Origin of the sequence: Streptomyces sp. Ac-502 (genome assembly GCF_045222935.1) — a bacterium.
In the GTDB taxonomy this organism is placed as follows: Bacteria; Actinomycetota; Actinomycetes; order Streptomycetales; family Streptomycetaceae; genus Streptomyces; species Streptomyces monomycini.
On sequence record NZ_JBHFFO010000001.1, the window covers coordinates 6578222 to 6601051 of the forward strand.

Below are 22830 nucleotides of genomic sequence, written 5' to 3' on the forward strand. Positions count from 1 at the left end.
GCGGCGGCGTGCGGGGGCTCAGACCCCCATCGGGTGCCAGACGGTCTTCGTCTCCAGGAAGGCCAGCATCCGTTCCGTACCGGGATCGGCGCTCCAGTCGACGGCGGAACCGTCCACAGCCTGTGGACGCAGCACGCGCTTGAGGTTGTCGGCCGCGGCCGTCTCCAGCGCCTTGACCAGCTCCGCGTCGCCCGCGGCGCCCGCCAGGTCGATCGCGTTGACGTCCTGGTGCGCGGCCAGCGGCCCGCCCAGCTCGTTGACGCGGCCCGACAGGATGTTGACCACACCGCCCGGCAGGTCGGAGGTGGCCAGCACCTCGCCCAGCGACAGCGCGGGCAGCGGCGACTTCTCGCTGGTGACGACCACGGCCGTGTTGCCCGTGACGATCGCCGGGGCGATCACCGAGACCAGGCCGAGGAACGACGACTCCTGCGGCGCCAGCACGGCGACGACACCGGTCGGCTCCGGGGAGGACAGGTTGAAGTACGGCCCGGCGACCGGGTTCGCGGAGCCCGCGATCTGGGCGACCTTGTCGGACCAGCCCGCGTATCAGACCCAGCGGTCGATCGCCGCGTCCACCTGCGCCGCGGCCTTGGCCTTCGACAGGCCCTCGGCGTCGGCGACCTCCGCGGCGAACTGCTCGCGGCGGCCCTCCAGCATCTCCGCGACGCGGTAGAGGATCTGGCCGCGGTTGTACGCGGTCGCGCCGGACCAGCCGCCGAACGCCTTACGGGCCGCGACCACCGCGTCCCGGGCGTCCTTACGGGAGGACAGGGGCGCGTTGGCGAGCCAGTTGCCCTTGGAGTCCGACACCTCGTACACCCGCCCGCTCTCGGACCGGGGGAACTTGCCCCCGACGTACAGCTTGTAGGTCTTGAGAACGCTCAAGCGATCAGACATCGAGGTACGCCTCCAGACCGTGCCGCCGCCCTCGCGGCCGAAGCCCGACTCCTTGTAGCCGCCGAACGGCGAGGCCGGGTCGAACTTGTTGAACGTGTTGGACCAGACGATGCCCGCCCGGAGCTTGTTCGCCATCCACAGGATGCGCGAGCCCTTCTCCGTCCAGACGCCCGCCGACAGCCCGTACGGGGTGTTGTTGGCCTTGGCGACGGCCTCTTCCGGCGTACGGAAGGTGAGCACCGACAGCACCGGCCCGAAGATCTCCTCCTGGGCGATGCGGTGGGCCTGGGTGACACCGGTGAACAGCGTCGGCGCGAACCAGTACCCCGCGTCGGGCAGTTCGCAGGCCGGGGCCCAGCGCTCGGCGCCCTCGGCCTCGCCCGCGTCGGCCAGCTCCGTGATCCGGGCCAGCTGCTCGGCGGAGTTGACGGCGCCGATGTCGGTGTTCTTGTCCAGCGGGTCGCCGACGCGCAGCGTGCTCATCCGGCGCTTGAGCGCCGCCAGCAGCTCGTCCTGCACGGACTCCTGCACCAGCAGGCGCGAGCCCGCGCAGCAGACGTGGCCCTGGTTGAAGAAGATGCCGTTGACGATGCCCTCGACGGCCTGGTCGATCGGCGCGTCGTCGAAGACGATGTTCGCGGCCTTGCCGCCCAGCTCCAGGGTGAGCTTCTTGTCCGTACCGGCGACGGTACGGGCGATGGCCTTGCCGACCTCGGTCGAGCCGGTGAACGCCACCTTGTTGACGTCCGGGTGCGCGACCAGCGCGGCACCGGCCGAACCGTCACCGGTCAGGATGTTGACGACACCCTTCGGCAGGCCCGCCCGGCGGCAGATGTCCGCGAAGAACAGCGCGGACAGCGGCGTGGTCTCGGCGGGCTTGAGGACGACGGTGTTGCCGCAGGCCAGCGCCGGGGCGATCTTCCACGCCAGCATCAGCAGCGGGAAGTTCCACGGGATGACCTGGCCGGCCACGCCCAGCGGACGGGGGTTCGCGCCGTAACCGGCGTGGCCCAGCTTGTCCGCCCAGCCCGCGTAGTAGAAGAAGTGCGCGGCGACCAGCGGCAGGTCCGAGTCGCGGGACTCGCGGATCGGCTTGCCGTTGTCCAGCGACTCCAGGACGGCCAGCTCGCGGGAGCGCTCCTGGATCAGACGGGCGATACGGAAGAGGTACTTGGCGCGCTCGGCGCCGGGCAGCGCCGACCACTTCTCGAACGCCTTGCGGGCGGCCTTGACGGCACGGTCCACGTCCTCGGAGCCGGCCTGCGCGACCTCGGAGAGGACCTCCTCGTTCGCGGGCGAGACGGTCTTGAAGACCTTGCCGCCGGCCGCCTCGGTGAACTCGCCGTCGATGAACAGGCCGTACGACGGCGCGATGTCGACGACGGCGCGCGACTCGGGCGCCGGTGCGTATGCGAATGCTGAGCTCATCGGTTCAGTCCACCGTGACGTAGTCGGGGCCGGAGTAGCGGCCGGTGCTGAGCTTCTGGCGCTGCATCAGCAGGTCGTTGAGCAGGCTGGAGGCGCCGAAGCGGAACCAGTCCGCGGTCAGCCACTGATCGCCCAGCGTCTCGTTGACCATGACCAGGTACTTCATCGCGTCCTTGGTCGTACGGATGCCGCCGGCCGGCTTCACGCCGACCTGCACGCCGGTCGTGGCGTGGAAGTCGCGGACGGCCTCCAGCATCAGCAGGGTCACCGGCGGGGTGGCGTTGACCGCGACCTTGCCGGTCGAGGTCTTGATGAAGTCGGCGCCCGCCAGCATCGCGAGCCAGGAGACCCGGCGCACGTTGTCGTACGTCTGGAGTTCGCCGGTCTCGAAGATGACCTTCAGGTGGGCGTACGAGCCGTCCTCGCGGCGGCACGCCTCCTTGACCTGCTTGATCTCCTCGAAGACGGACAGGTACCGGCCGGACAGGAACGCGCCGCGGTCGATCACCATGTCGATCTCGTCGGCGCCGGCCGCGACCGCGTCACGGGTGTCGGCCAGCTTGACGGGCAGCGCGGCCCGTCCCGCCGGGAAGGCGGTGGCGACGGAGGCGACGTGGATGCCGGAGCCGGTCAGGGCCTCCTTGGCGGTCGCCACCATGTCGGGGTAGACGCAGATCGCGGCGACCTTGGGGGTGCCGCGGTCGGTGGGATCGGGGTTGACCCCCTTGGCGCACAGGGCCCGGACCTTGCCCGGGGTGTCCGCTCCTTCGAGCGTCGTCAGGTCGATCATCGAGATGGCGAGATCGATGGCGTACGCCTTCGCCGTGGTCTTGATCGAGCGGGTGCCGAGGGTCGCGGCGCGGGCCTGGAGGCCGACCGCGTCGACGCCCGGGAGGCCGTGCAGGAAGCGGCGCAGCGCACCGTCGGAGGCGGTCACGTCCGCCATCGACGCCAGACGCCCCGCGGCTTCCTTGCCGTATGCGGGAACAGTGGTGGGCATGGTCACGAGGGGAGCATATCTACGCGCGTAGCTGCATGTCACCCCCGCGGACGGATACGGGCGCGGCGGGTGTACGAACGGGTGCGCGGGCGCCGTGCGCGACGAGGGTACGCGGGGTGGCGTGGCGGCCGACCGGCACGGTCGCCGGTGCCGTGCGCGACGGGGTCGCGGGGGCGCGTGCGGCCCTTTCGCGCGAGTGCTCTGTAACAACGTGCGCAGGGGCCCCACAACCGCTCTGCGCAGGCGTTCTGTAACAGACGCACGGGGGAGTGATGGGCTTCTGTGCGGCGACCGTTACACAACAGCGGACGGGTCGTCACGGCAGTCCCCTACCTTCATTAGTGCCGCACCGCACCGCAGCACTTTCCGGCCTTCCGCACGAAGGGCGGCGGATGTGGTCACGTCGCCAACGACCGACCATCCCCCGGGGGTCCGCATGACCGCACAGTCCGCCCGCCGCACGCTGCGCGCCGCCGTCGCTTCCGCCGCCCTGGGGGCCGCCGTCCTCGGCTCCGCCTCCGGTGCCTTCGCCGCCACGTCCGCCACAACCGCCACACCCGTCACGGCGGCCGCTGCCGCGCCGTCCGCCGCCGACCCCACCGCCCGCTACGAGGGCAAGCCGGTCGCCATCGGCAACGGCATGGTGGCCGTGCTGCGCAACGTGCCCGCCGCGGGCGGCCCGGAGGCGTGGATCCGTTACGTCGGTCCGCAGTGGAAGCCGGGCGACTGGTACCTGGTCCGGGTGCTCGGCCTGCTCGACCGCGAGCACCCGAGCGCGCAGCTCAAGGGCCTGTCCCTGCGGCTGACCGGCCTCTCGGGCCCGTCGCCGAAGCTGCACGTCAGCGGCGGCCCCGGCGGCACGAAGAGCTTCGCGCTGCCGACGTCGGCGGCGCCCGCCGCGGGCGGCACGTCGACGGGCGGCACGTCGGCCCACGAGGTCGGCAGACACCAGGCGGGCCAGGCCACCGCGCACCAGCAGAGCCGGCCCACCGCGCACCGGACCGGCAGCGGTACGGCCCCCGGCGGCCGCAAGAGCTGCACCGTCACCCGCCGGGTGGCCATCGGCGGCGGCACCCTCGCCGTCCTGACCCGCGGCCCGCAGGGGCCCTCGGCGACCTTCGAGGACGGTCCGGGCGACGCCGTACCGGGCGCCCGCCTCGACCGCGCGCACCCGACCCTCGCCCGCTTCGGCGCGAAGATCGTCGACCCGTACGGCGCCCGTCCCAAGCTCCGCTTCAAGATGCAGGGCGCGGACTACCCGACCGGCACCGCCAACTTCCCCGCCCTGCCCCAGGGCTGCGCTTCGGCCCCCAAGCCCGCCGAGCCCGCCAAGAGCAGCGCGCCCGGCGCCAAGCCCGCGGGCAGCAAGAACCCGGGCGCGGTCGGCGCCCAGGCCACGCCGACCGGCAGCCAGACCAAGGTGCTGCCCAAGGGCGCCGTGGCCGCCGGATACGAGGACCTGGAGCAGCCGGACACCACCCCGCTGTTCGCCGCGGGCGGCCTGTTCGCCTCGGCCGGTGCCGCGGGCGTCGTCTTCGCGGTGCGCCGCCGACGTCAGTCCGAGGGAACGGGGTGCTGAGCCGGGGCCCTGACCGGCGCCTGCCGGGCCGTCTGCTGACGGCGGCCAGTCTGCTCCTCCTCGTGGCGGGCGGCGTACTGATCGCCCGGGGCGTCCTGGACAGCGGCGCCTCCGGCACGGCGCCGCCCGTGCACGTCGCGAACGTCGGCGCCCCCGCCGCGGCCCCGCGCGCCTCGGCACCGGCCGCCCTGCCCGCCTCCCGGCCCGTACGCGTCCGTATACCGGCCGCCGGGGTGAACACCGGCCCGGTCCTCGGCCTGGGACTCGCGGCCGACGGCACGGTGCAGGTGCCGTCCGTGGCGCAGGCCGACCGGATCGGCTGGTACGACCAGGGCGTCACCCCCGGCGAGACCGGACCCGCCGTCCTCATAGGCCACTACGACACCGTCGACGGCCCCGCCGTCCTGCGGAACGTCGGCCGCATCGGGCCCGGCGACAAGATCTACGTCGACCGGGCGGACGGGCGCACCGCGGTCTTCGCCGTCCGGGCGCTCCAGCAGGTCGACAAGAAGGCGTTCCCCACCCGGCAGGTCTACGGCGACACCGGCCGGCCCGAGCTGCGCCTGGTGACCTGCGGCGGCGGCCTGGTGGACGGCCACCGGCCGGACAACATCGTGGTCTACGCGGATCTGGTGGCGGACTGAGGCGACGGACTGCGGCTACGGGCTGAGGCGGCGACCCGCGGTCTCGGCGGCGTACGAATGATGCCGTACCGCAATGTCCGGGTTCCGGACGCTCAGGCAGAATCGCAGGCATGACGAGCCCGGAACAGTCCTCCACGCCGCGGGAGCAGTACGCGGACCGCAGCTACCGCTCGCCCGCGGCCCTCGTCGGCGGGGTGCTGCTGCTGGCGCTGGCCGCCTGGCTGGGCGGTGACGCGCTGGTGCGCGGCGCGGCGCACACCAGGCTGACGGCGGTGGCCGGACTGCTGTTCGTGGTGCCGCTGGTGGTCGCCTTCACGCTGCGCCCGCAGGTGCGGGCCGGCGCGGACCGGCTGCTGGTGCGCAACCCGTTCCGTACGATCACGCTGCCCTGGGCGGCGGTCGCGGACCTGCGGGCGTCGTTCTCCAGCGAGGTCTTCACCGCGGACGGTACGAAGTACCAGCTCTGGTCGATCCCGGTGTCACTGCGGCAGCGCAAGAAGGCGAACCGGCAGGCGCAGCGCGCCGCGGCCGGGCGCCCGGTGCGCGGCCGCGGCGCGCACCTCGACCCCGGCACGGAGGCCGGTGTGCCGAGGGCCGCCGCCGACCGGACGCTCGACGAACTGCGGGAACTCCAGGAACGGGGCGCCGCGCGGGAGGGCGCGCAGGGCGCTCCGGTGGTGAAGTGGGCGTACGAGATCCTGGCGCCGTGCGTGGTGGGCGCGGTGGCACTGGTGGTGCTCGTCGTCGTGTAGGCGCGGCGCCGGGGCGCCACGTGCGACGGGCTCCGACGGTACGGCGTAGTCGCGGGTGGGGCTCCGGCGGTACGGCGAGCGGGCAGGCTGCGGACGGCGGGAGGGTACCGCGGTGGGCAAGCTGATCTGTTCGGCCATCGCGTCGCTCGACGGGTACGTGGCGGACGCGCACGGTTTGTTCGCCTGGGCCGCCCCCAACGAGAAGAACGTCACGGCGGACCGCCGTACACCAGCGACATGTACGCCCCGAAGTACGCCGAGCCCAGCGCCGCCGCCGACAGCGCCAGTACGGCGACGCGGCGGTGCGCCCGGGCGATCGCCAGGGCCAGGGGAGCAGCAGCGGGAAACCGGGCAGCAGGAAGCGGGCCCGGGGAAGAAGACGCCGCCGCTGCCCAGGACGATCAGCAGCAGGACGGCGCTGAACACCAGCAGCGGCAGCGGCTGCCGGTCGCCCACGCACAGGACGAACAGCGCCACCGACGCGATCAGCACCAGCGCCACCACGACCAGGAAGAACTCCGGGCGCGACGGGTAGATCAGGAGGTCGCGCAGTGTACGCAGCGTCTCCGCGCCGCCGTCCCACTCGTTCTCCCACTGCCGCTGGACCGCGAAATAACCGTCGGCGCGCCCCAGCCGCAGGCCCACCCACCCGACGTACGCGAGCCAGCCGAGCGGCGCCAGCAGCGCGCCGAGGACGATCCGGCGCACCCGGCCGCGGTCCGCGGCGGCGAGGGGCGGCGCGGGAGCCGGGACGCGTTCCGGCGCGGGCTCCGGCACAGGCTCCGGCACGGGCTCCCGCACGAACTCCGGCGTGCGCTCCGGTGCTGGCGTCGCCCCGGGCGCAGGCGCGGGCGCGGGCGCGGGCTCCGGACCGGTGGCTGCCCGGCGCGGGCGCCACAGGGCGACGGCGGCGCTGGCACAGACCGCCGCGACCAGTGCGAGACCGGTGGGGCGGGTGAGACCGGCGAGCAGGCAGAGCACACCGGCCGCGACCCAGCGGCCGGCCAGCACGGCGTACAGGGACCACGCCACCAGCGCCGTGAACAGCGACTCCGTGTAGCCCATCCACTGGATGGCGGCGACCGGCGTGGCTCCCCACAGCACGGCCAGCACGGTGCCCACCCGGGCCCCGTACAGCCGGTCGCCCACCGCGAAGATCCCCCAGGCGGCCAGCAGCGCGCAGCCGACCGCGACGGCCACCCCGACCGAGGCGCGCGAGCCGGGTGTCACCCCCGCGACGGCCTTCACCACCACCGGGTACAGCGGGAAGAACGCGAGATCGCTCTCGTTGAGGCCGCTCTCGTCGAACGCGTACGCGTAACCGTGGTCCGCGATGCCCAGGTACCAGCGGGAATCCCACCGGTCGGCCAGCAGCGGCCACAGACCGCGGTGCCGGAGGTGCGCCCACTTCATCAGGACGAGGGTGCCCAGCAGCCGTACGGCGGTGTAGCCGAGCAGCGCGGGCCCGGCGCGGCGCAGCAGGTCCCCGGCCGCCCGCGCGGCGGGGCCGCGGGGAGCGGCGCCCGCCACCGGAGCGGAGGGGTCTGCCACCGGTGCGGAGACGCCGGCCGGGTCGGGCGCGGTCGGAGCGGGCGCGGCCGGGCCGGACGCGGTCGGGAGCACTGCGGCAACTCCTGGGTGGGCCGGGCGGGTTGTCGGACCAGACCAGGGTGTCCCGGAGCGCCGCACGCCGGACGGGCGCGCTGCGGCAGGTGCAGTACGGCTGTCACCCGTACGGGGAAACGGAACGGGCCCCGGAACGCTGCGGTCCCGGGGCCCGTCCTACGTGACAGCCGTGTGCGCGGTCAGGTCAGATGCCGGCCGCCGCCGACAGATCCGCCTTGACGGCGCCGAGCACCGCGTCGGCCTTGGCGCGCGCCGCGCCCAGCCCCTGGGCGTCCGCGACCGGCACCACGACCTCCAGGTAGCACTTCAGCTTGGGCTCGGTACCGCTGGGCCGGACCACCACCCGGCCGGCCTCCACGCCGTCCTGCTCCGACCCCGCGAGGTAGTAGCGCAGGCCGTCGGTGGGCGGCAGGGTGTCCGTCCCCCGGGAGAGGTCGTCGGAGGACGACACGGCCAGGCCCGCCAGCGCGGCCGGCGGCTGCTCGCGCAGCCGCCGCATGGCCGCGGCGATCAGCGACAGGTCCTCGACGCGGACCGACAGCTGGTCGGTGGCGTGCAGGCCGAACTTCAGCGCCAGCTCGTCCAGCAGGTCCGTCAGCGTGCGGCCGGACTGCTTCAGTTCGGCCGCCAGCTCGGTGATCAGCAGGGCGGCGGTGATGCCGTCCTTGTCCCGTACGCCCTCGGGGTCGACGCAGTAGCCCAGCGCCTCCTCGTAGGCGTACCGCAGGCCGTCCACCCGGGCCAGCCACTTGAAGCCGGTCAGCGTCTCCTCGTACGGCAGCGAGGCCGCGGCGGCGATCCGCGACATCAGCGAGGACGACACGATCGTGGTGGCGAAGCTGCCCGACGCCTGCTTGCCGACCAGGTGCGCGGCCAGCAGCGCGCCCACCTCGTCACCGCGCAGCATGCGCCACCCGTCCTCGGTACCGGGGGCCGGTACGGCGACGGCGCAGCGGTCCGCGTCCGGGTCGTTGGCGATGACGATGTCCGGGCCGACGGAGCGCGCGGTCGCGAAGGACAGGTCCATCGCGCCCGGCTCCTCCGGGTTGGGGAAGGCCACGGTCGGGAAGTCCGGGTCCGGCTCGGCCTGCTCGGCGACCACGGTGGGCGCCGGGAAACCGGCCCGCGCGAAGGCGGCCACCAGCACGTCACGGCCGACGCCGTGCATCGGCGTGTAGACCACGCGGGTGTTGCGCGGCGAGCCCGGCGTGAGCACCGCGTCCGTGCGCTCCAGGTAGGCCTGGAGCACGTCCTCGCCCAGCACCTCCCAGCCTTCCTCGGGCCGCGGCACGTCGTCCAGCGACGCCACCGCCGCGATCCGCTCCGCGATCAGCCCGTCGGCGGGCGGCACGATCTGCGAGCCGTCGCCGAGGTAGACCTTGTAGCCGTTGTCGCGCGGCGGGTTGTGGCTGGCGGTGACCTCGACGCCCGCGACGGCGCCCAGGTGCCGTATGGCGAAGGCGAGCACGGGGGTGGGCAGCGGGCGCGGCAGCACCGCGGCGCGCAGCCCGGCACCCACCATCACGGCCGCGGTGTCCCGCGCGAAGTCCGCGCTCTTGTAGCGGGCGTCGTACCCGATGACGACCAGGCCCCCGGCCTGGCCCTGGTCCTTGAGATACGCGGCCAGGCCGGCCGCAGCGCGGATGACGACGGCGCGGTTCATCCGCATCGGGCCGGCGCCCAGCTCCCCGCGGAGCCCGGCGGTGCCGAACTGCAAGGTGCCCGCGAACCGGGCCGTCAGCTCGTCCAGGTCCTCGGTGTCGATCAGCTTGCCCAGCTCTTCGCGGGTTTCGAGGTCGGGGTCCTCGGCCAGCCATGCCTTCGCCCGGCTGATCAGCTCCGCGGAATCGGTTGCCACGTGATGCTCCTGCCTCTGGTTGCGGTGGTGGGGAAGCGCTCGGCGCGTTAACGCTTACCCACTCCGCGCGATGGTTCGACCGGCGGGCGCGCGGACACCGGCCGCGCGCGCCGCGCCACCGGGACACCCCGGCTCCTTGCCGGCTTCTTGCCACGGGGCGCCCGTGGGCACCCCGACTGCCGTACGGAACGCCCGCGGGCACTCCGAACGCGTACGGAACGCCCGCGGGCACCCGAACGCTTACGGAGCACCCGGCAGGCACCCCGAACGCCGTACGGGGCGTCCGAGAACGCCCCGTACCGCTGCTCTGCCGCGCGCTGCTCAGAGCTTGCCGAGCACCTGCGCCAGCAGGCTGCCCATGCGGGTCGCGGAGTCGCGCCCGGCCTGAAGGACCTCTTCGTGGTTGAGCGGCTCGCCCGTCATGCCCGCGGCGAGGTTCGTCACCAGCGACAGTCCGAGCACCTCGGCGCCGGCCTCGCGGGCGGCGATGGCCTCCAGGACGGTGGACATGCCGACCAGGTCCGCGCCCAGCGTGCGGAGCATCTTGATCTCGGCCGGGGTCTCGTAGTGCGGGCCGGGGAGCTGGGCGTACACGCCCTCCTCCAGCGTCGCGTCGACCTCCTTGCACAGCGCGCGCAGCCGCTGCGAGTAGAGGTCGGTCAGGTCGACGAAGCGCGCGCCGACGATCGGGGAGGTGGCGGTCATGTTCAGGTGGTCGCTGATGAGGACCGGCTGGCCGGGGCGCATGCCGTCGCGCAGACCGCCGCACCCGTTGGTGAGCACCACGGTCTTGCAGCCGGCGGCGACGGCGGTCCGCACACCGTGCGCGACGGGGGCCACACCGCGGCCCTCGTAGTAGTGCGTACGGCCCAGGAAGACCAGGGCCCGCTTCTCGCCGATCCGGTACGAGCGGATCTTGCCGCCGTGGCCCTCGACGGCCGGCGCCGGGAAGCCGGGCAGCTCGGTGACCGGGAATTCGTGCTCGGGCGCGCCCAGCTCCTCGGCGGCCGGGGCCCAGCCGGAGCCCATCACCAGGGCGACGTCGTGGGTCTCGGCGCCGGTCAGCTCGCGCAGGCGGGCGGCGGCGTCGGCAGCGGCGCCCTGCGGGTCGCGCGCGATGTCCGGGGTAACAGATGCGTTCACGCGGACGAGGGTAGCCGGTAAATGCCTACGCGCGTAGATGTCCGCGCCGACGGCATCCCGCCGATCTCTTCGTAGCTCCCTACAAAAGCGTGGGTGTTACACCGACAGGCCCGGCCGCGCCGGTCCCACCGCCCCGGCGCGCGGCCCCGAATCACGCCCTCGGCTCACGCCCCCGGAGGCAGGCGCCGGGCGGCGTCCGCGACACCGCCCGCTTCGGCCGCCGCCCCTTCAGCAGGGACGCTTCCGCAGCTCCATCACATAGTCGTGCGGCGCCCCGGCCGACTCCGCCGCGTCGGCGATCTCGCCGAGGTAGCGGGCCGCGGGCAGGCCGCCCTCGTAGCCGTTGAGGACGTACAGCCAGGCGGCCTCGTCGCCGTCGAGGGTGTGGACCCGTACGCGCATACGGCGGTAGATGTCCATGCCCACGCCCTCCCAGCGGTCCATGGACTCCTCGTCCATGGGGGCGATGTCGTAGAGGGCGACGAAGACCTGCGAGCGGGGGCCTCGACGATCGTCGGGAGCGCTCCCTCCCAGCCCATCTGTTCCCCGCCGAACGTGAGTCGCCAGCCGTTGAGCCAGCCGGTGCCGCGCAGCGGCGAGTGCGGAGCGCGGCGGGTCATCAGCCGCGCGTCGAGGTTGCCGGCGTACGCGGCGTAGAGCGACATGGTTCCGAGGGTACGGGAGGTCAGGGGGTGCGCTCGTGGTACGTGAGGTTCGAACGGCGGCCCCCGGGGGGTAACCCGGCGCGGGCGTACGGGACAATGGAGTACGTGACTCGGATCGTGATCATCGGTGGCGGACCCGGCGGATACGAGGCGGCCCTGGTGGGCGCCTCTCTCGGCGCGGAGGTGACCGTCGTCGACTGCGACGGACTGGGCGGGGCGTCGGTGCTGACCGACTGCGTCCCGTCCAAGACCCTCATCGCGACGGCCGAGGTGATGACGACCTTCGACTCGTCGTACGACGAGCTGGGCATCATCGTCGCGGACGACACGCCGCCGGTCGACCGCCCCGCGCGCGTCGTCGGGGTGGACCTCGGCAAGGTCAACCGCCGGGTGAAGCGCCTCGCGCTCGCCCAGTCGCACGACATCACCGCCTCCGTCACCCGCGCGGGTGGCCGGGTGATGCGCGGCCGCGGCCGTCTGGAGCCGGGGCAGTCGCCGGACGGCTCGCGCACGGTCACGGTCACCGCCGCGGACGGTACGGAGGAGACGCTGACCGCCGACGCGGTCCTCGTCTCGACCGGCGCGCACCCGCGCGAGATCCCGGACGCGCAGCCCGACGGCGAGCGCATCCTGAACTGGACGCAGGTCTACGACCTGGACGAGCTGCCGGAAGAGCTGATCGTGGTCGGTTCCGGCGTCACCGGCGCCGAGTTCGCGGGCGCCTACCAGGCGCTCGGCTCCCGCGTCACCCTCGTCTCCTCCCGCGACCGGGTGCTCCCGGGCGAGGACCCGGACGCCGCCGCCGTCCTGGAGGACGTCTTCCGCCGCCGCGGCATGAACGTGATGGCGCGCTCGCGGGCCGCCTCCGCCAAGAGGGTGGGCGACCGCGTCGAGGTCACTCTGTCGGACGGTCGTACGATCACCGGCACGCACTGCCTGATGGCGGTGGGCTCCATCCCGAACACCGCGGGCATCGGGCTCGAAGAGGCCGGCGTACGGATGCAGGAGTCCGGCCACATCTGGACGGACAAGGTCTCGCGGACCTCGGCCCCCGGTGTCTACGCGGCGGGCGACTGCACCGGCGTGTTCGCGCTGGCCTCGGTCGCCGCGATGCAGGGCCGGATCGCGATGTACCACTTCCTGGGTGACGCGGTGACGCCGCTCAACCTCAAGACCGTCTCCGCGAACGTCTTCACCGACCCGGAGATCGCCACCGTCGGTTACAGCCAGGCGGACGTGGACGCGGGCCGGATAGACGCCCGGGTCGTCAAGCTGCCGCTGCTGCGCAACCCGCGCGCGAAGATGCAGGGCATCCGGGACGGTTTCGTGAAGCTGTTCTGCCGTCCCGGCACGGGCATCGTGGTGGGCGGTGTGGTCGTCTCGCCGCGCGCCAGCGAGCTGATCCACCCGATCTCGATCGCGGTGGACAACAACCTCACGGTGGAGCAGATCGCCAGCGCGTTCACGGTCTACCCGTCGCTGTCCGGCTCGATCGCCGAGGTCGCGCGGCAGCTGCACACGCGCAAGATGTCCAGCGAATAGACCGCGGCCAGCCGGATGAACGGTCCGCCCGGCGCGCGGCGCGGCATCCCGCGGGACCGGGGTGCGCCCGCCCGCGCGGCGGGCCGTTCCCCGTACGTCCCCCGTACCGCTTCCGGTGCCGTCCTGCCGCGGAAGGCAGGCGGCGGGGGCCGGTTCGTGGCAGGCTGGTGTCCCTGAGTGACCGGCCAGCGGCATATACCACGTGCGAGGGTCGGGAACGAACAACTTCCGTTAATTGGTGCAACCTGCTGAAAGCAGACGGTCGTTGGCGTTACTGTCAGTTTCGTGTTCGCTGCAGAACGTCGCCAACTGATCCTCGAAATGGTGCGAGCGAACGGAGCGGTGTCGCTCCGTGAGCTCGCCCGCGTCGTCCAGACCTCCGAAGTAACCGTACGGCGGGACGTGCGGGCGCTGGAGGCAGAAGGACTGCTCGACCGCCGGCACGGCGGTGCGGTCTTGCCGGGCGGTTTCGCCCGGGAGTCCGGCTTCCCTCAGAAATCCCATCTAGCGACCGCGGAGAAGACGGCCATCGCCGATCTCGCCGCCGGCTTCGTCGAAGAAGGCGAGGCCATCGTGGTCGGCGCCGGGACCACCACGCAGGAGCTGGCCCGCCGGCTCGCGCGGGTGCCCGGTCTGACCGTGGTCACCAACTCCCTCCTGGTCGCCCAGGCATTGGCCCACGCCAATCGTGTCGAGGTCGTGATGACCGGCGGCACCCTGCGCGGGTCGAACTACGCACTGGTCGGCAGCGGGGCCGAACAGTCGCTCCAGGGGCTGCGGGTCTCCCGCGCCTTCCTCTCGGGCAGCGGCCTGACCGCCGAGCGCGGCCTGTCCACGTCCAACATGCTCTCCGCGAGCGTGGACCGGGCGCTGGTGCAGGCGGCGGCGGAGGTCGTGGTCCTCGCCGACCACACCAAGCTCGGTACGGACACCATGTTCCAGACGGTGCCCACCGACGTGATCACCCGGCTGGTGACCGACGAGCCGCCGGGCCACGACGACCGGGCCGCGACCGAGCTACAGGCCCTGGCCGACCAGGGTGTGCAGATCGCGGTGGCCGGCGGGCCCGGTGCGGGCGCCGCCCAGCAGGCACCGGAGGTGGTGGCGGCCGACCGCCGCGGTCCACGCCGGGACGTGCCGCTGCCCGGACAGCGGCGCAATCTGGCACCGGGCGGCGGCGGTTCCGGGCCCCAGCTGCGTACGGCCGCTCCGCTCGCGGAGCCGCCGGGCGGCCGGGTCGCCGATCTGGCGCCGCGCCGTCGCTGAGCAGGTGCCGGCGCGCGTACGGCCGCGCCGGCACCGCACGGTGAACGGTCGGACGGACGGCGGCACCTGGCTCGGTACGGCGCGAGGCCGGACGGGCGTCCGTACCCGGCACCGTACGGCGCACGACTGGCCGGACGGCGGCACCCGGCCCCGTACGGCGCGTGGCCGGACGGACGGCGGCGCCCGGCCCCGCTCACCTCTGCTCGGCGCGCAGCCCGGTCAGCGTCAGCGTGAGCAGCCGGTCGGCCAGCCTGGGGTCGTCCGGTGACTCCTCCGCGGCCAGGGCGATGCCGTTGGTCAGCTGCATCAGATCACCGATGCTCACATCGGACCGTACGGCACCGGCCCGCTGCGCGCGGCTGAGCAGTTCGCCGCCCGCCTCGCGCATCGGGACGCTGCACCGGGACAGCCCCGAACTGGCGTCGCCGGGCGCGGCCATCAGCGCCCGCGACAGCCCGCGGTAGGTGCTGGCGTGCGTGATGATCGCCCGCAGCCACTCCACGAGCGCCGCACACGGCTGCGGCGCGTCGCTCAGCTCCCGGGCGTGCGCCAGCAGCGCGTCCACCTCGCCCTGGAACACGGCGCCCATCAGCGCCGTCCGGTTGGGGAAGTGCCGGTAGAGCGTGCCGATCCCCACGCCCGCGCGCCGTGCGATGTCCTCCAGCGAGGTGTCGGTCCCGTGGTCCGTGAAGGCCGTACGGGCCACTGCCAGCAGCCGCTCGTAGTTGCGGCGCGCGTCGGCACGCATGGGTCGTACGGATTCCTGCCCTGCCGTCTCGGTCACCATCGCCGTCCTCGCCGTCCTCCCTGAGCGCGGCCCTCCAGCGGACCGGTGCCCCCAGGATGCCACTGCCCCCGGCGCACCAGCCCTCGGACCGGGGCGGCGCCCCACCCGTCCTGGGGCCGCCCGGCGCGCGGGGTGGACGGCAGGCGGACCGCGGGTGACGGGGAGGGAAGGCGGCGCGGGCGCCTCGGCGAACAAGTGGCGAAGGTGGCAACGGAGCGCTTCCGGGAGGCATCAAACCAGGCGCAATGGGGTCGGCAGAGGCCGTCCGGACGCGTGCGGGAACACCTGGGGAAGCAATGGAACTGACCAGCCGATCGCTGCTGTACACCATGATCGCGGTCGCCGTGGTGTGCGTGGGACTCACGCTCTGGCAGTGGCCGCGCTTCGCCAGGCGCGGCCCGCTGGCCTGGCTGGGCCGCATCGGGTCCGTCCTCGCCACCCAGCTGTCCATCGTCGCCGCGCTCGGCCTCGTGGTGAACGCCAACTTCCAGTTCTACGGTTCCTGGCACGAACTGCTCGGCCTGTACGACGACGCCCCGGGCGCGGTCGCCAAGTGGGGCGACGGGGGAGCGGGCCCGGTTGGCGACCCGTCGAAGGGCCTGGTGCAGCCCGCCGGCGCGGAGGACCTGGACAAGGTGCACGGCCTGCCCGAGGGGCCGCCCGACAAGGTGGGCCGGGTGGAGTCCGTACGGATCGTCGGCAAGCGCACCAAGGCCGTCGACCCCGCGTACGTTTACCTGCCGCCGCAGTACTTCCAGAAGCAGTACGAACGCCAGCGCTTCCCCGTCATCGTCGCCATCAGCGGCTACCCCGGCGGCCATTTCCTGCTCGGCCAGCACCTGCGGGTGCCGCAGACCGCGGGCGGCCTGATCGGCAAGGGGAAGATGCAGCCCACCGTCATCGTCATGCTGCGGCCCACCATCGCGCCGCCGCGCGACACCCAGTGCGTGGACGTGCCGGACGGCCCGCAGGCGGAGACGTTCTTCGCGAGCGACCTGCCCACCGCGCTGAAGGAGCACTACCGGGTCGGCCACGCCGCCAGCGGCTGGGGGCTGCTCGGCTACTCGTCCGGCGGCAGCTGCGCCCTCCAGCTGACCATGCGGCACCCCCGTACGTACACCTCGGCGGCGGCCCTCTCGCCCGACTACAAGGTCACCAGCGACCCCACCACCGGCAACCTCTTCGGCGACGGCAAGGAGCGCGCCGCGCGCAAGCGGGAGCACGACCTGATGTGGCGGCTGGCGCACCTGCCCGCACCGCAGGTCTCGGTGCTGATCGGCACGAGCCGGGAGGGCGAGAAGAACTACCCGGCGGCGAAGGAGTTCCTGAACGCGGTGAAGCCGCCGATGAAGGCCGAGTCGATCATCCTCGACCAGGGCAGCCACAACTTCGCGACCTGGCGGCGCGAACTGCCCGCCGCGCTCCAGTGGATGAGCCGGCAGCTGACGTTCCCGGAGGACGTGGTCAACGCCTCCTGACGCCGGGTAGGGGACGGCGACCGTCAATACCGTTCGTCCGCCGCGCCCCAACGGGCCAGCAGGCCCCGCAACGGGCCCGCCAGGGCGGGCGACGCGCGCAGCAGGCGGCGCAGCCGCGCCCGCCACCCGGCCTCCACGTCGGCGGCCGCCGCGGGATCGCCCTCCAGCCAGGCGGTCAGGAACTCCTCGCGGGAGTCCTCCAGTTCGTCGGTGAGCGCCTCGCGGTCGACACCGCCGGGGCTGAACCGGGCGAGCAGGCCGGTCAGTTCGTCCCGCGACCGGTGCCACCGGTCCGTCCGCGCCCGGATGAACAGCTGCTGGGCGGCGGTCGCCGCGAGGGCCGCGAGGTGCGCATCCATGCGTCCCATGAAAAGCGCGGGGCCCGTGGCACTCCAGCGCCACGGGCCCCCGCGCGGGCGGACCGGACGGCCGTAGCGACCGTCCCGTACCGGCCGTCAGTCCTTGATCTCGCAGATCACCGCGCCGGACGAGAGCGAGGCGCCGACCTCGGCGGTCAGGCCCTTGACGGTGCCGGAGCGGTGCGCGTTCAGCGGCTGCTCCATCTTCATGGCTTCGAGGACGACGACCAGGTCGCCTTCGGCGACCTGCTGGCCTTCTTCGACGGCGATTTTGACGATGGTGCCCTGCATGGGGGAGGCGAGGGTGTCGCCGGAGGCGGCGGAGCCGGTCTTCTTGGCGGCCTTGCGCTTGGGCTTGGCGCCGCCGGCGACCGCGGCGCGGGCCAGCGGCATGCCCAGGGAGGACGGCAGGGAGACTTCCAGGCGTTTGCCGCCGACCTCGACGACGACCGTCTCGCGGGTGTCGGCCTCGGCTTCGTCGGTGCCGGGCGCGGCGAAGGGCTTGATGGTGTTGACGAACTCGGTCTCGATCCAGCGGGTGTGGACCTGGAACGGTGCGGTGGAGCCGGTCAGTTCGGGCGCGAAGGCCGGGTCGGTGACGACGGTGCGGTGGAAGGGGATGGCGGTGGCCATGCCTTCGACGGTGAACTCGTTCAGTGCGCGGGCGGCGCGCTGGAGGGCCTGCTGGCGGGTGGCGCCGGTGACGATGAGTTTGGCGAGCAGGGAGTCCCAGGCCGGGCCGATGACCGAGCCGGACTCCACGCCGGCGTCCAGCCGCACGCCCGGGCCGGCGGGGGCTTCGAAGGTGGTGACGGTGCCGGGGGCCGGGAGGAAGTTGCGGCCGGGGTCTTCGCCGTTGATGCGGAATTCGAAGGAGTGGCCGCGTACCGGCGGGTCGTCGTAGCCGAGTTCTTCGCCGTCGGCGATGCGGAACATCTCGCGGACCAGGTCCAGGCCGGTGACTTCTTCGGTGACCGGGTGTTCGACCTGGAGGCGGGTGTTGACCTCCAGGAAGGAGATGGTGCCGTCCTGGCCGACGAGGAACTCGCAGGTGCCCGCGCCCTGGTAGCCGGCTTCCTTGAGGATGGCCTTGGAGGCGCGGTAGAGCTCGGCGTTCTGTGCCTGGCTCAGGAACGGTGCGGGGGCTTCCTCGACCAGTTTCTGGTGGCGGCGCTGGAGCGAGCAGTCACGGGTGGAGACCACGACGACGTTGCCGTGCTTGTCGGCCAGGCACTGGGTCTCCACGTGGCGGGGGCGGTCGAGGTAGCGCTCGACGAAGCACTCCCCACGGCCGAAGGCGGCGACGGCCTCGCGGACGGCGGAGTCGTACAGCTCCGGGACTTCTTCGAGGGTGCGGGCGACTTTGAGGCCGCGTCCGCCGCCGCCGAAGGCGGCCTTGATGGCGATGGGCAGGCCGTGCTCTTCGGCGAAGGCCACGACCTCCTCGGCGCCGGAGACGGGGTCGGGGGTGCCGGCGACCAGGGGGCGCCGGCGCGCTGGGCGATGTGGCGGGCGGCGACCTTGTCGCCGAGGTCGCGGATGGCCTGGGGCGGGGGCCGATCCAGGTGAGTCCGGCGTCCAGGACGGCCTGGGCGAATTCGGCGTTCTCGGACAGGAAGCCGTAGCCGGGGTGGACGGCGTCGGCGCCGGAGTCGGCGGCGGCGGTCAGGACCTTGGTGATGTCGAGGTAGCTGGTGGCCGGGGTGTCACCGCCCAGTGCGTAGGCCTCGTCCGCCGCGCGTACGTGCAGGGCGTCGCGGTCGGGGTCGGCGTAGACGGCCACACTCCCGATGCCGGCGTCCCGGCACGCCCGGGCAACGCGGACAGCGATTTCGCCTCGGTTGGCGATGAGCACCTTGCGCACGATCGGTTCCTCCTTGGCGCTTCGCCGCAACAAAATTCAGGACGTCGCGAGTTTAGGGACTGGCGACACCGCGTGCCGACCCGTTCCCGGTAGTGAGCTTGCCCACACGGAGCGTGTGCCCGGTGCGGATACGGGACCGGAGGCCCCCGGTATCCCAGGGTAGGCCCGTATTCCGGGGGCCGTGGGGTGATCAAGATGTGGGCAAGGTCTCGCTTCCCGTCCGTTCACCGGAACCCCGTTTCTTTGTGGAGTCCCTACGAATGGGCGAAGGAATCTTTGCGCGCCGGTGTGTCCGGGTCCGGCCCCTGCCGATCCCGGGCGTGTCCGCGCGCCCTCGCGGTCGCCACTGCCCCCGCGGCCCGTTCCACTTCCCTGCTCATACCCGGCTCCGGGTCCTTGTAGAGCGGGGGTACTCAGGAGTAGCGTGCCCGGTGTTCTTTCGTACTCGCGGTAACAGCGCAGCGCGTGACTGGGAAGTGGGTGGACGGGATGGCGGCACGCAGACCGGTGGCGTGGACGGCGGCGGTGGTGCTGGTACTGGAGGCGCTCGGCATCCTCTTCCTGAACTGGGTGCTGAGCATCGTCGTGGACAAGCAGCAGATGTCCATGGCGGGCGTCGACCCCGGCGCGATGTCCACCGGGGCCTGGGTGCTGGGCGCCGTCTTCGCGCTCCACCTGGTGTGCTGCGCCGTTCTCCTGGCCCGCATCGGCCTGCGCGACCGCCCGCCCGGCACGTTCGGGCGCATCGCCCTCGTCAGCTGCGCCGTGGTGCACGCCGTCATCGGCGCCTTCGCGGTCGGGCTGGTCGGCTGGGCGGCGTTCGCGATGCTGATGGCCGTTCTGGCGCTGCTGGTCCTGACACTGACGGCATACGGCACGTCGTACACCGTCCCGAAGGGCGAGGGCTCCGGCAGCGGCGGTTCCAGCGGCACCCCGGCTACCGCTCCGGCTCGCCCCACGAACTGACGGCCACCGCGTCCCCCACCGACAGCTTGCCCGGCCGCAGCACGGCGAACTTCGCACCGAACACGACACCGCCCGAGGCCGCGCGCCGATACCCGGCCAGCGTCCGCAGCGGCTCCGGGCCGCCCCGTGCGCCGGCCCCCTGGTCGACGGTGGTGACGGCACACCGCACGGCGAGCTTGGCGTACCCCAACTCGACGTCACCGACGGCGATCCGGCGTGCCCGGTCCTCGGTGTGCGGCGCGTCCCAGCCGTCGACCACGATGTTGGGCCGGAACCGGTCCATCGGCAGCGGCGCCGCGCCCTGCTCCGCCAGCCGCTCGCCCAGCAGCTCCAGCGTGGACCGGGACAGCACGTGCAGCGCACAGCTGTCGGCGTATCCGGAGGTGCCCGGGGTCAGCCCGTCCGTCACACGGTCGTGCTCCGGCGGCACCCGTACGAGCCTGCTCGGCACGCCGAGCGCCTCCGTCAGCCACTCGGCGACGGTGTCCCCCTGGTCGATGCCCCGGTAGGCGCTCTTGAACAGCAGCACGTCCCGGCGCGCGGAGGAGGTGTCCACGTCCAGCTCCAGCGCCTCGACACCCGGCGCACGCAGCGTCAGACGCCCGCCGCCGGCGCCGATCTCCGGCCGGATCAGGGCGAGCCGTGGATCACGCCGCTGGCTGCGGAAGACGCCTTCAGCGTCGGTCACCATGAAGCTGCGGTCATGAGCGAGCCCGGCGGGCGTCACCTCCGCCGCGGGGACCGAGACCCCGGCGCAGCCTTTGAGCGGGTAGTACGTCAGTTCGGCGACTGTGGCCGCACCGGTCATCTCGTTCCCCCTGGTCCCGCGGGCCGCCATGGCCTTTCGCGGCTCGTTCAGCCCATGACACCCGTACGCACCGTGCTCCCCGCACGGTGACGGCATCAATGTAGCGCCGCGCGGCCGCGGGCCGGCGGACGCCCTCAGGTCCGGGCGCGCAGGTCAGGGCGTTCAGGCCAGCGCCGCCACCTCCGCCGCAGCGCCTCGGTGAGTGGGGCGCGCAGGCGGGCGAAGTCTTCTACCGGGAGGGCGGCCGAGACGGCGGTCAGGGTGGTGGGGGTGCCGGGGCCGCCGGGGCGTACCGGTACGGGGACGGCGACGCATGCCATGCCGGACGCGGCCTCCTCCCGTTCCACGGCGATTCCGTCGCGGCGGACCCGGCGCAGCTCCCGTTCCAGTCGCTCGGGGGCGGTGATGGTGCGCGCGGTCCGGGCGCGCATTCCGCCGGTGGTCAGGTACTGGCGCCGGGTGGCGGCGGGGAGGGAGGCCAGCAGGGCGCGGCCGTGTGCCGTGGCGTGTGCGGCGGTGTCCTGGCCGACCGTGAAGGCGGAGTCCGGGCCGGCGGCGCCGTCCAGTACGGCGATCTCGCCGTCCCGGTACGTGCTGAAGAAGACGTCGGCGCCGGAGGAGCGGCGCAGCCGCAGCAGCACCTCGTGCACCCGTTCGTCGACCCGCAACTGCCGCTGGAAGGCCTGGTGCAGGGCCGGAACGCGGTAACCGAGGGTGTAGCCGGCGGCCGTACGAGCCAGGTGGCCGCGTTCGGTCAGGGAGCCGAGCAGGTCGTAGACCGTGGAGAGGCCGCAGTCCAGGTGCCGGGCCAGTGCCTTCGCCGTCACCGGGCCGTCCGCCGCGGCGACCGCGTCGAGCAGGTCCAGGGCACGGTCGACGGACTGCGGCATGGCGGTCTTCCTCCGGGACGGGGTGCGGCACGGGCGCGGGGTGGGCGGCGTGTGCGGGGTGTGGGGCGGAGCGGTACGCGGGTGGGCGGCGCGCGGGTACGGGCTTCCAGCCTCGCACAGCTTTGCCGGGTGCACGGAAGTACGCTGGGCGGTTCCGCTTCCTCCGCGGCCGGAAAGCGGTCGCGCGAGAATGGGGAATGCGGAAAGCGGGGCGGCGGAGCGAGCGGGAAAGCGGCGAAGAAGCAGGGATGCAGGAAAGTACGGGTTCCGTGGCGAAGAGTGCGCGGCCCACGGTGTCGAAGGTGAGAACGATGGACCGGCGGGCAGAACTACGGGAATTCCTCCGATCGCGGCGGGCCCGGGTACGCCCCGAGGAGGCGGGCCTGCGGCCGGGCACCGGCTTCAGCGGCCGCCGCCGGGTGCCGGGGCTGCGCCGCGAGGAGCTCGCCCAGCTCTCCGGGGTCAGCGTCGACTACTACGTACGCCTGGAGCAGGGCCGCGGCGGCCACGCCTCGGCCGAGGTGCTGGACGCCATCGCGCACGTCCTGCGGCTCGACGCGCACGAGCGGGCGCACCTGTACGCGCTGGTGCGGGGCGAGGAGGGCCGCCACGACGACGCCCGGCAGCCGGCCGCCGGGCAGGGCCAGGAAGTGCGGCCCGGCGTGCTGCGGCTGCTGCGGACGTTCGAGCACTCGCCGGCCTACGTGGTCGGCCGCCGCCAGGAGGTGCTGGCCTGGAACGAGCTGGCCCGCATCCTGATCGCCGACTTCCCGGCCCTGCCGCCCGGGGAGCGCAACCTCGCCCGCCTCACCTTCCTCGACCGGTCCGCGCGCCGGCGGTACGTCCACTGGCAGCAGAAGGCCGACGACACGGTGGCGTTCCTGCGGCTGGACACCGGGCGGCACCCGGACGACCCGAAGCTGGCCGCGCTGATCGCCGAACTCACCGAGCACAGCGAGGACTTCCGCCGCCTGTGGTCCGACCACAACGTCCGCGACAAGACGTACGGCAGCAAGCCGCTGCACCACCCGCGCGCGGGCGCTCTGGACCTGTCCTTCGAGACGCTGCGGCTGCCGGACGAGCCGGACCAGGCCGTGGTGGTGTACCTGGCCGAGCCGGGTTCGGCGGCGGACCGGGAGCTGCGCCGGCTGGTGGCGGAAGGCTGAACGGGCGATTCGGGCGGATCAGACGTCGGGCGGGCCAGGCGTCGGGCGGGTCCGGCGGGCCGGATTCCCGGGTGGCAGTGGCATTACCAGGAATGGGGTTCCCGGGAGA

General features: G+C 73.3%; 15 protein-coding genes and 5 pseudogenes. 8 read left to right on the forward strand and 12 right to left on the reverse strand.

Going from position 1 to position 22830, the window contains the following annotated elements; translation table 11 throughout:
* Positions 1 to 18 precede the first annotated feature (18 nt).
* The 3 genes and pseudogenes from ACEXOX_RS30085 to deoC form a co-directional block, all read right to left on the reverse strand.
* A pseudogene (locus ACEXOX_RS30085) lies at positions 19 to 900 on the reverse strand (aldehyde dehydrogenase family protein).
* Positions 893 to 2328 (reverse strand): annotated as a pseudogene (locus ACEXOX_RS30090) (aldehyde dehydrogenase family protein). Before ACEXOX_RS30090 ends, ACEXOX_RS30085 begins: the two co-directional pseudogenes overlap by 8 nt.
* Before the next feature lie 4 nt (positions 2329 to 2332).
* Positions 2333 to 3328, reverse strand: a complete 996-nt coding sequence (gene deoC / locus ACEXOX_RS30095) for a deoxyribose-phosphate aldolase (protein WP_406526510.1) — start codon at positions 3326 to 3328, stop codon at positions 2333 to 2335.
* Positions 3329 to 3764: 436 nt separating this feature from the next.
* Here deoC and ACEXOX_RS30100 point away from each other — a divergent pair, with 436 nt between their 5' ends.
* The 3 genes from ACEXOX_RS30100 to ACEXOX_RS30110 all read left to right on the forward strand — a co-directional run bounded on the left by ACEXOX_RS30100 (position 3765) and on the right by ACEXOX_RS30110 (position 6303).
* A complete protein-coding gene (locus ACEXOX_RS30100) occupies positions 3765 to 4907 on the forward strand; it encodes a hypothetical protein (RefSeq protein ID WP_406524238.1) in 1143 nt (380 codons plus the stop codon).
* Positions 4904 to 5551: a class F sortase gene (locus ACEXOX_RS30105; RefSeq protein WP_406526511.1), complete on the forward strand. Its 648-nt coding sequence runs from the start codon at positions 4904 to 4906 to the stop codon at positions 5549 to 5551. Before ACEXOX_RS30100 ends, ACEXOX_RS30105 begins: the two co-directional genes overlap by 4 nt.
* 110 nt (positions 5552 to 5661) lie before the next feature.
* Positions 5662 to 6303: a PH domain-containing protein gene (locus ACEXOX_RS30110; RefSeq protein WP_406524239.1), complete on the forward strand. Its 642-nt coding sequence runs from the start codon at positions 5662 to 5664 to the stop codon at positions 6301 to 6303.
* Positions 6304 to 7173: 870 nt separating this feature from the next.
* Here the strand turns inward: ACEXOX_RS30110 and ACEXOX_RS30115 are convergent.
* From ACEXOX_RS30115 to ACEXOX_RS30130, 4 genes and pseudogenes are all read right to left on the reverse strand, one after another.
* Positions 7174 to 7926: pseudogene (locus ACEXOX_RS30115) on the reverse strand (hypothetical protein); the annotation flags it as partial.
* 187 nt (positions 7927 to 8113) lie between these two features.
* A complete protein-coding gene (locus ACEXOX_RS30120; protein WP_406524240.1) occupies positions 8114 to 9787 on the reverse strand; it encodes a phospho-sugar mutase in 1674 nt (557 codons plus the stop codon).
* Positions 9788 to 10108: 321 nt separating this feature from the next.
* Positions 10109 to 10930: a purine-nucleoside phosphorylase gene (locus tag ACEXOX_RS30125; protein WP_406524241.1), complete on the reverse strand. Its 822-nt coding sequence runs from the start codon at positions 10928 to 10930 to the stop codon at positions 10109 to 10111.
* A gap of 228 nt (positions 10931 to 11158) precedes the next feature.
* Positions 11159 to 11595: pseudogene (locus ACEXOX_RS30130) on the reverse strand (gamma-glutamylcyclotransferase).
* A 96-nt stretch (positions 11596 to 11691) separates the two neighbouring features.
* On the opposite strand from ACEXOX_RS30130, the gene ACEXOX_RS30135 reads away from it, so the two are divergent.
* Positions 11692 to 13137, forward strand: coding sequence for an NAD(P)H-quinone dehydrogenase (locus ACEXOX_RS30135; protein WP_406524242.1), 1446 nt, complete (start codon positions 11692 to 11694; stop codon positions 13135 to 13137).
* Positions 13138 to 13422: 285 nt separating this feature from the next.
* The gene (locus ACEXOX_RS30140; RefSeq protein WP_078623926.1) at positions 13423 to 14403 is read left to right on the forward strand and encodes a DeoR/GlpR family DNA-binding transcription regulator; all 981 of its coding nucleotides are present in this window, start codon (positions 13423 to 13425) and stop codon (positions 14401 to 14403) included.
* A gap of 193 nt (positions 14404 to 14596) precedes the next feature.
* On the opposite strand, the gene ACEXOX_RS30145 is transcribed toward ACEXOX_RS30140, so the two are convergent.
* Positions 14597 to 15151 (reverse strand): TetR/AcrR family transcriptional regulator, encoded by a 555-nt coding sequence (locus ACEXOX_RS30145; RefSeq protein WP_406524243.1) that lies wholly within the window; start codon positions 15149 to 15151, stop codon positions 14597 to 14599.
* 335 nt (positions 15152 to 15486) lie between these two features.
* Between ACEXOX_RS30145 and ACEXOX_RS30150 the strand changes: the two genes are divergently transcribed.
* Positions 15487 to 16668, forward strand: a complete 1182-nt coding sequence (locus ACEXOX_RS30150) for an alpha/beta hydrolase (RefSeq protein WP_406524244.1) — start codon at positions 15487 to 15489, stop codon at positions 16666 to 16668.
* A 23-nt stretch (positions 16669 to 16691) separates the two neighbouring features.
* Here ACEXOX_RS30150 and ACEXOX_RS30155 read toward each other — a convergent pair whose 3' ends face one another.
* Both ACEXOX_RS30155 and ACEXOX_RS30160 read right to left on the reverse strand, forming a co-directional pair.
* Positions 16692 to 17027 (reverse strand): hypothetical protein, encoded by a 336-nt coding sequence (locus ACEXOX_RS30155; protein ID WP_406524245.1) that lies wholly within the window; start codon positions 17025 to 17027, stop codon positions 16692 to 16694.
* A gap of 96 nt (positions 17028 to 17123) precedes the next feature.
* A pseudogene (locus ACEXOX_RS30160) lies at positions 17124 to 18891 on the reverse strand (acetyl/propionyl/methylcrotonyl-CoA carboxylase subunit alpha).
* A gap of 489 nt (positions 18892 to 19380) precedes the next feature.
* Between ACEXOX_RS30160 and ACEXOX_RS30165 the strand changes: the two are divergent.
* Positions 19381 to 19857 carry a hypothetical protein gene (locus tag ACEXOX_RS30165; protein WP_406526512.1) on the forward strand — a complete coding sequence of 159 codons (477 nt, stop codon included), beginning with the start codon at positions 19381 to 19383 and terminating at the stop codon, positions 19855 to 19857.
* On the opposite strand, the gene ACEXOX_RS30170 is transcribed toward ACEXOX_RS30165, so the two are convergent.
* Positions 19829 to 20665, reverse strand: a complete 837-nt coding sequence (locus tag ACEXOX_RS30170) for an MOSC domain-containing protein (protein WP_406524246.1) — start codon at positions 20663 to 20665, stop codon at positions 19829 to 19831. The genes ACEXOX_RS30165 and ACEXOX_RS30170 overlap by 29 nt on opposite strands.
* A 134-nt stretch (positions 20666 to 20799) precedes the next feature.
* Entirely contained in the window at positions 20800 to 21555 is a 756-nt protein-coding gene (locus ACEXOX_RS30175) for an IclR family transcriptional regulator (protein ID WP_406524247.1), read from the reverse strand.
* Positions 21556 to 21866: 311 nt separating this feature from the next.
* On the opposite strand from ACEXOX_RS30175, the gene ACEXOX_RS30180 reads away from it, so the two are divergent.
* Positions 21867 to 22721 (forward strand): helix-turn-helix domain-containing protein, encoded by an 855-nt coding sequence (locus tag ACEXOX_RS30180; RefSeq protein WP_406524248.1) that lies wholly within the window; start codon positions 21867 to 21869, stop codon positions 22719 to 22721.
* The last annotated feature ends 109 nt before the right edge of the window (positions 22722 to 22830 follow it).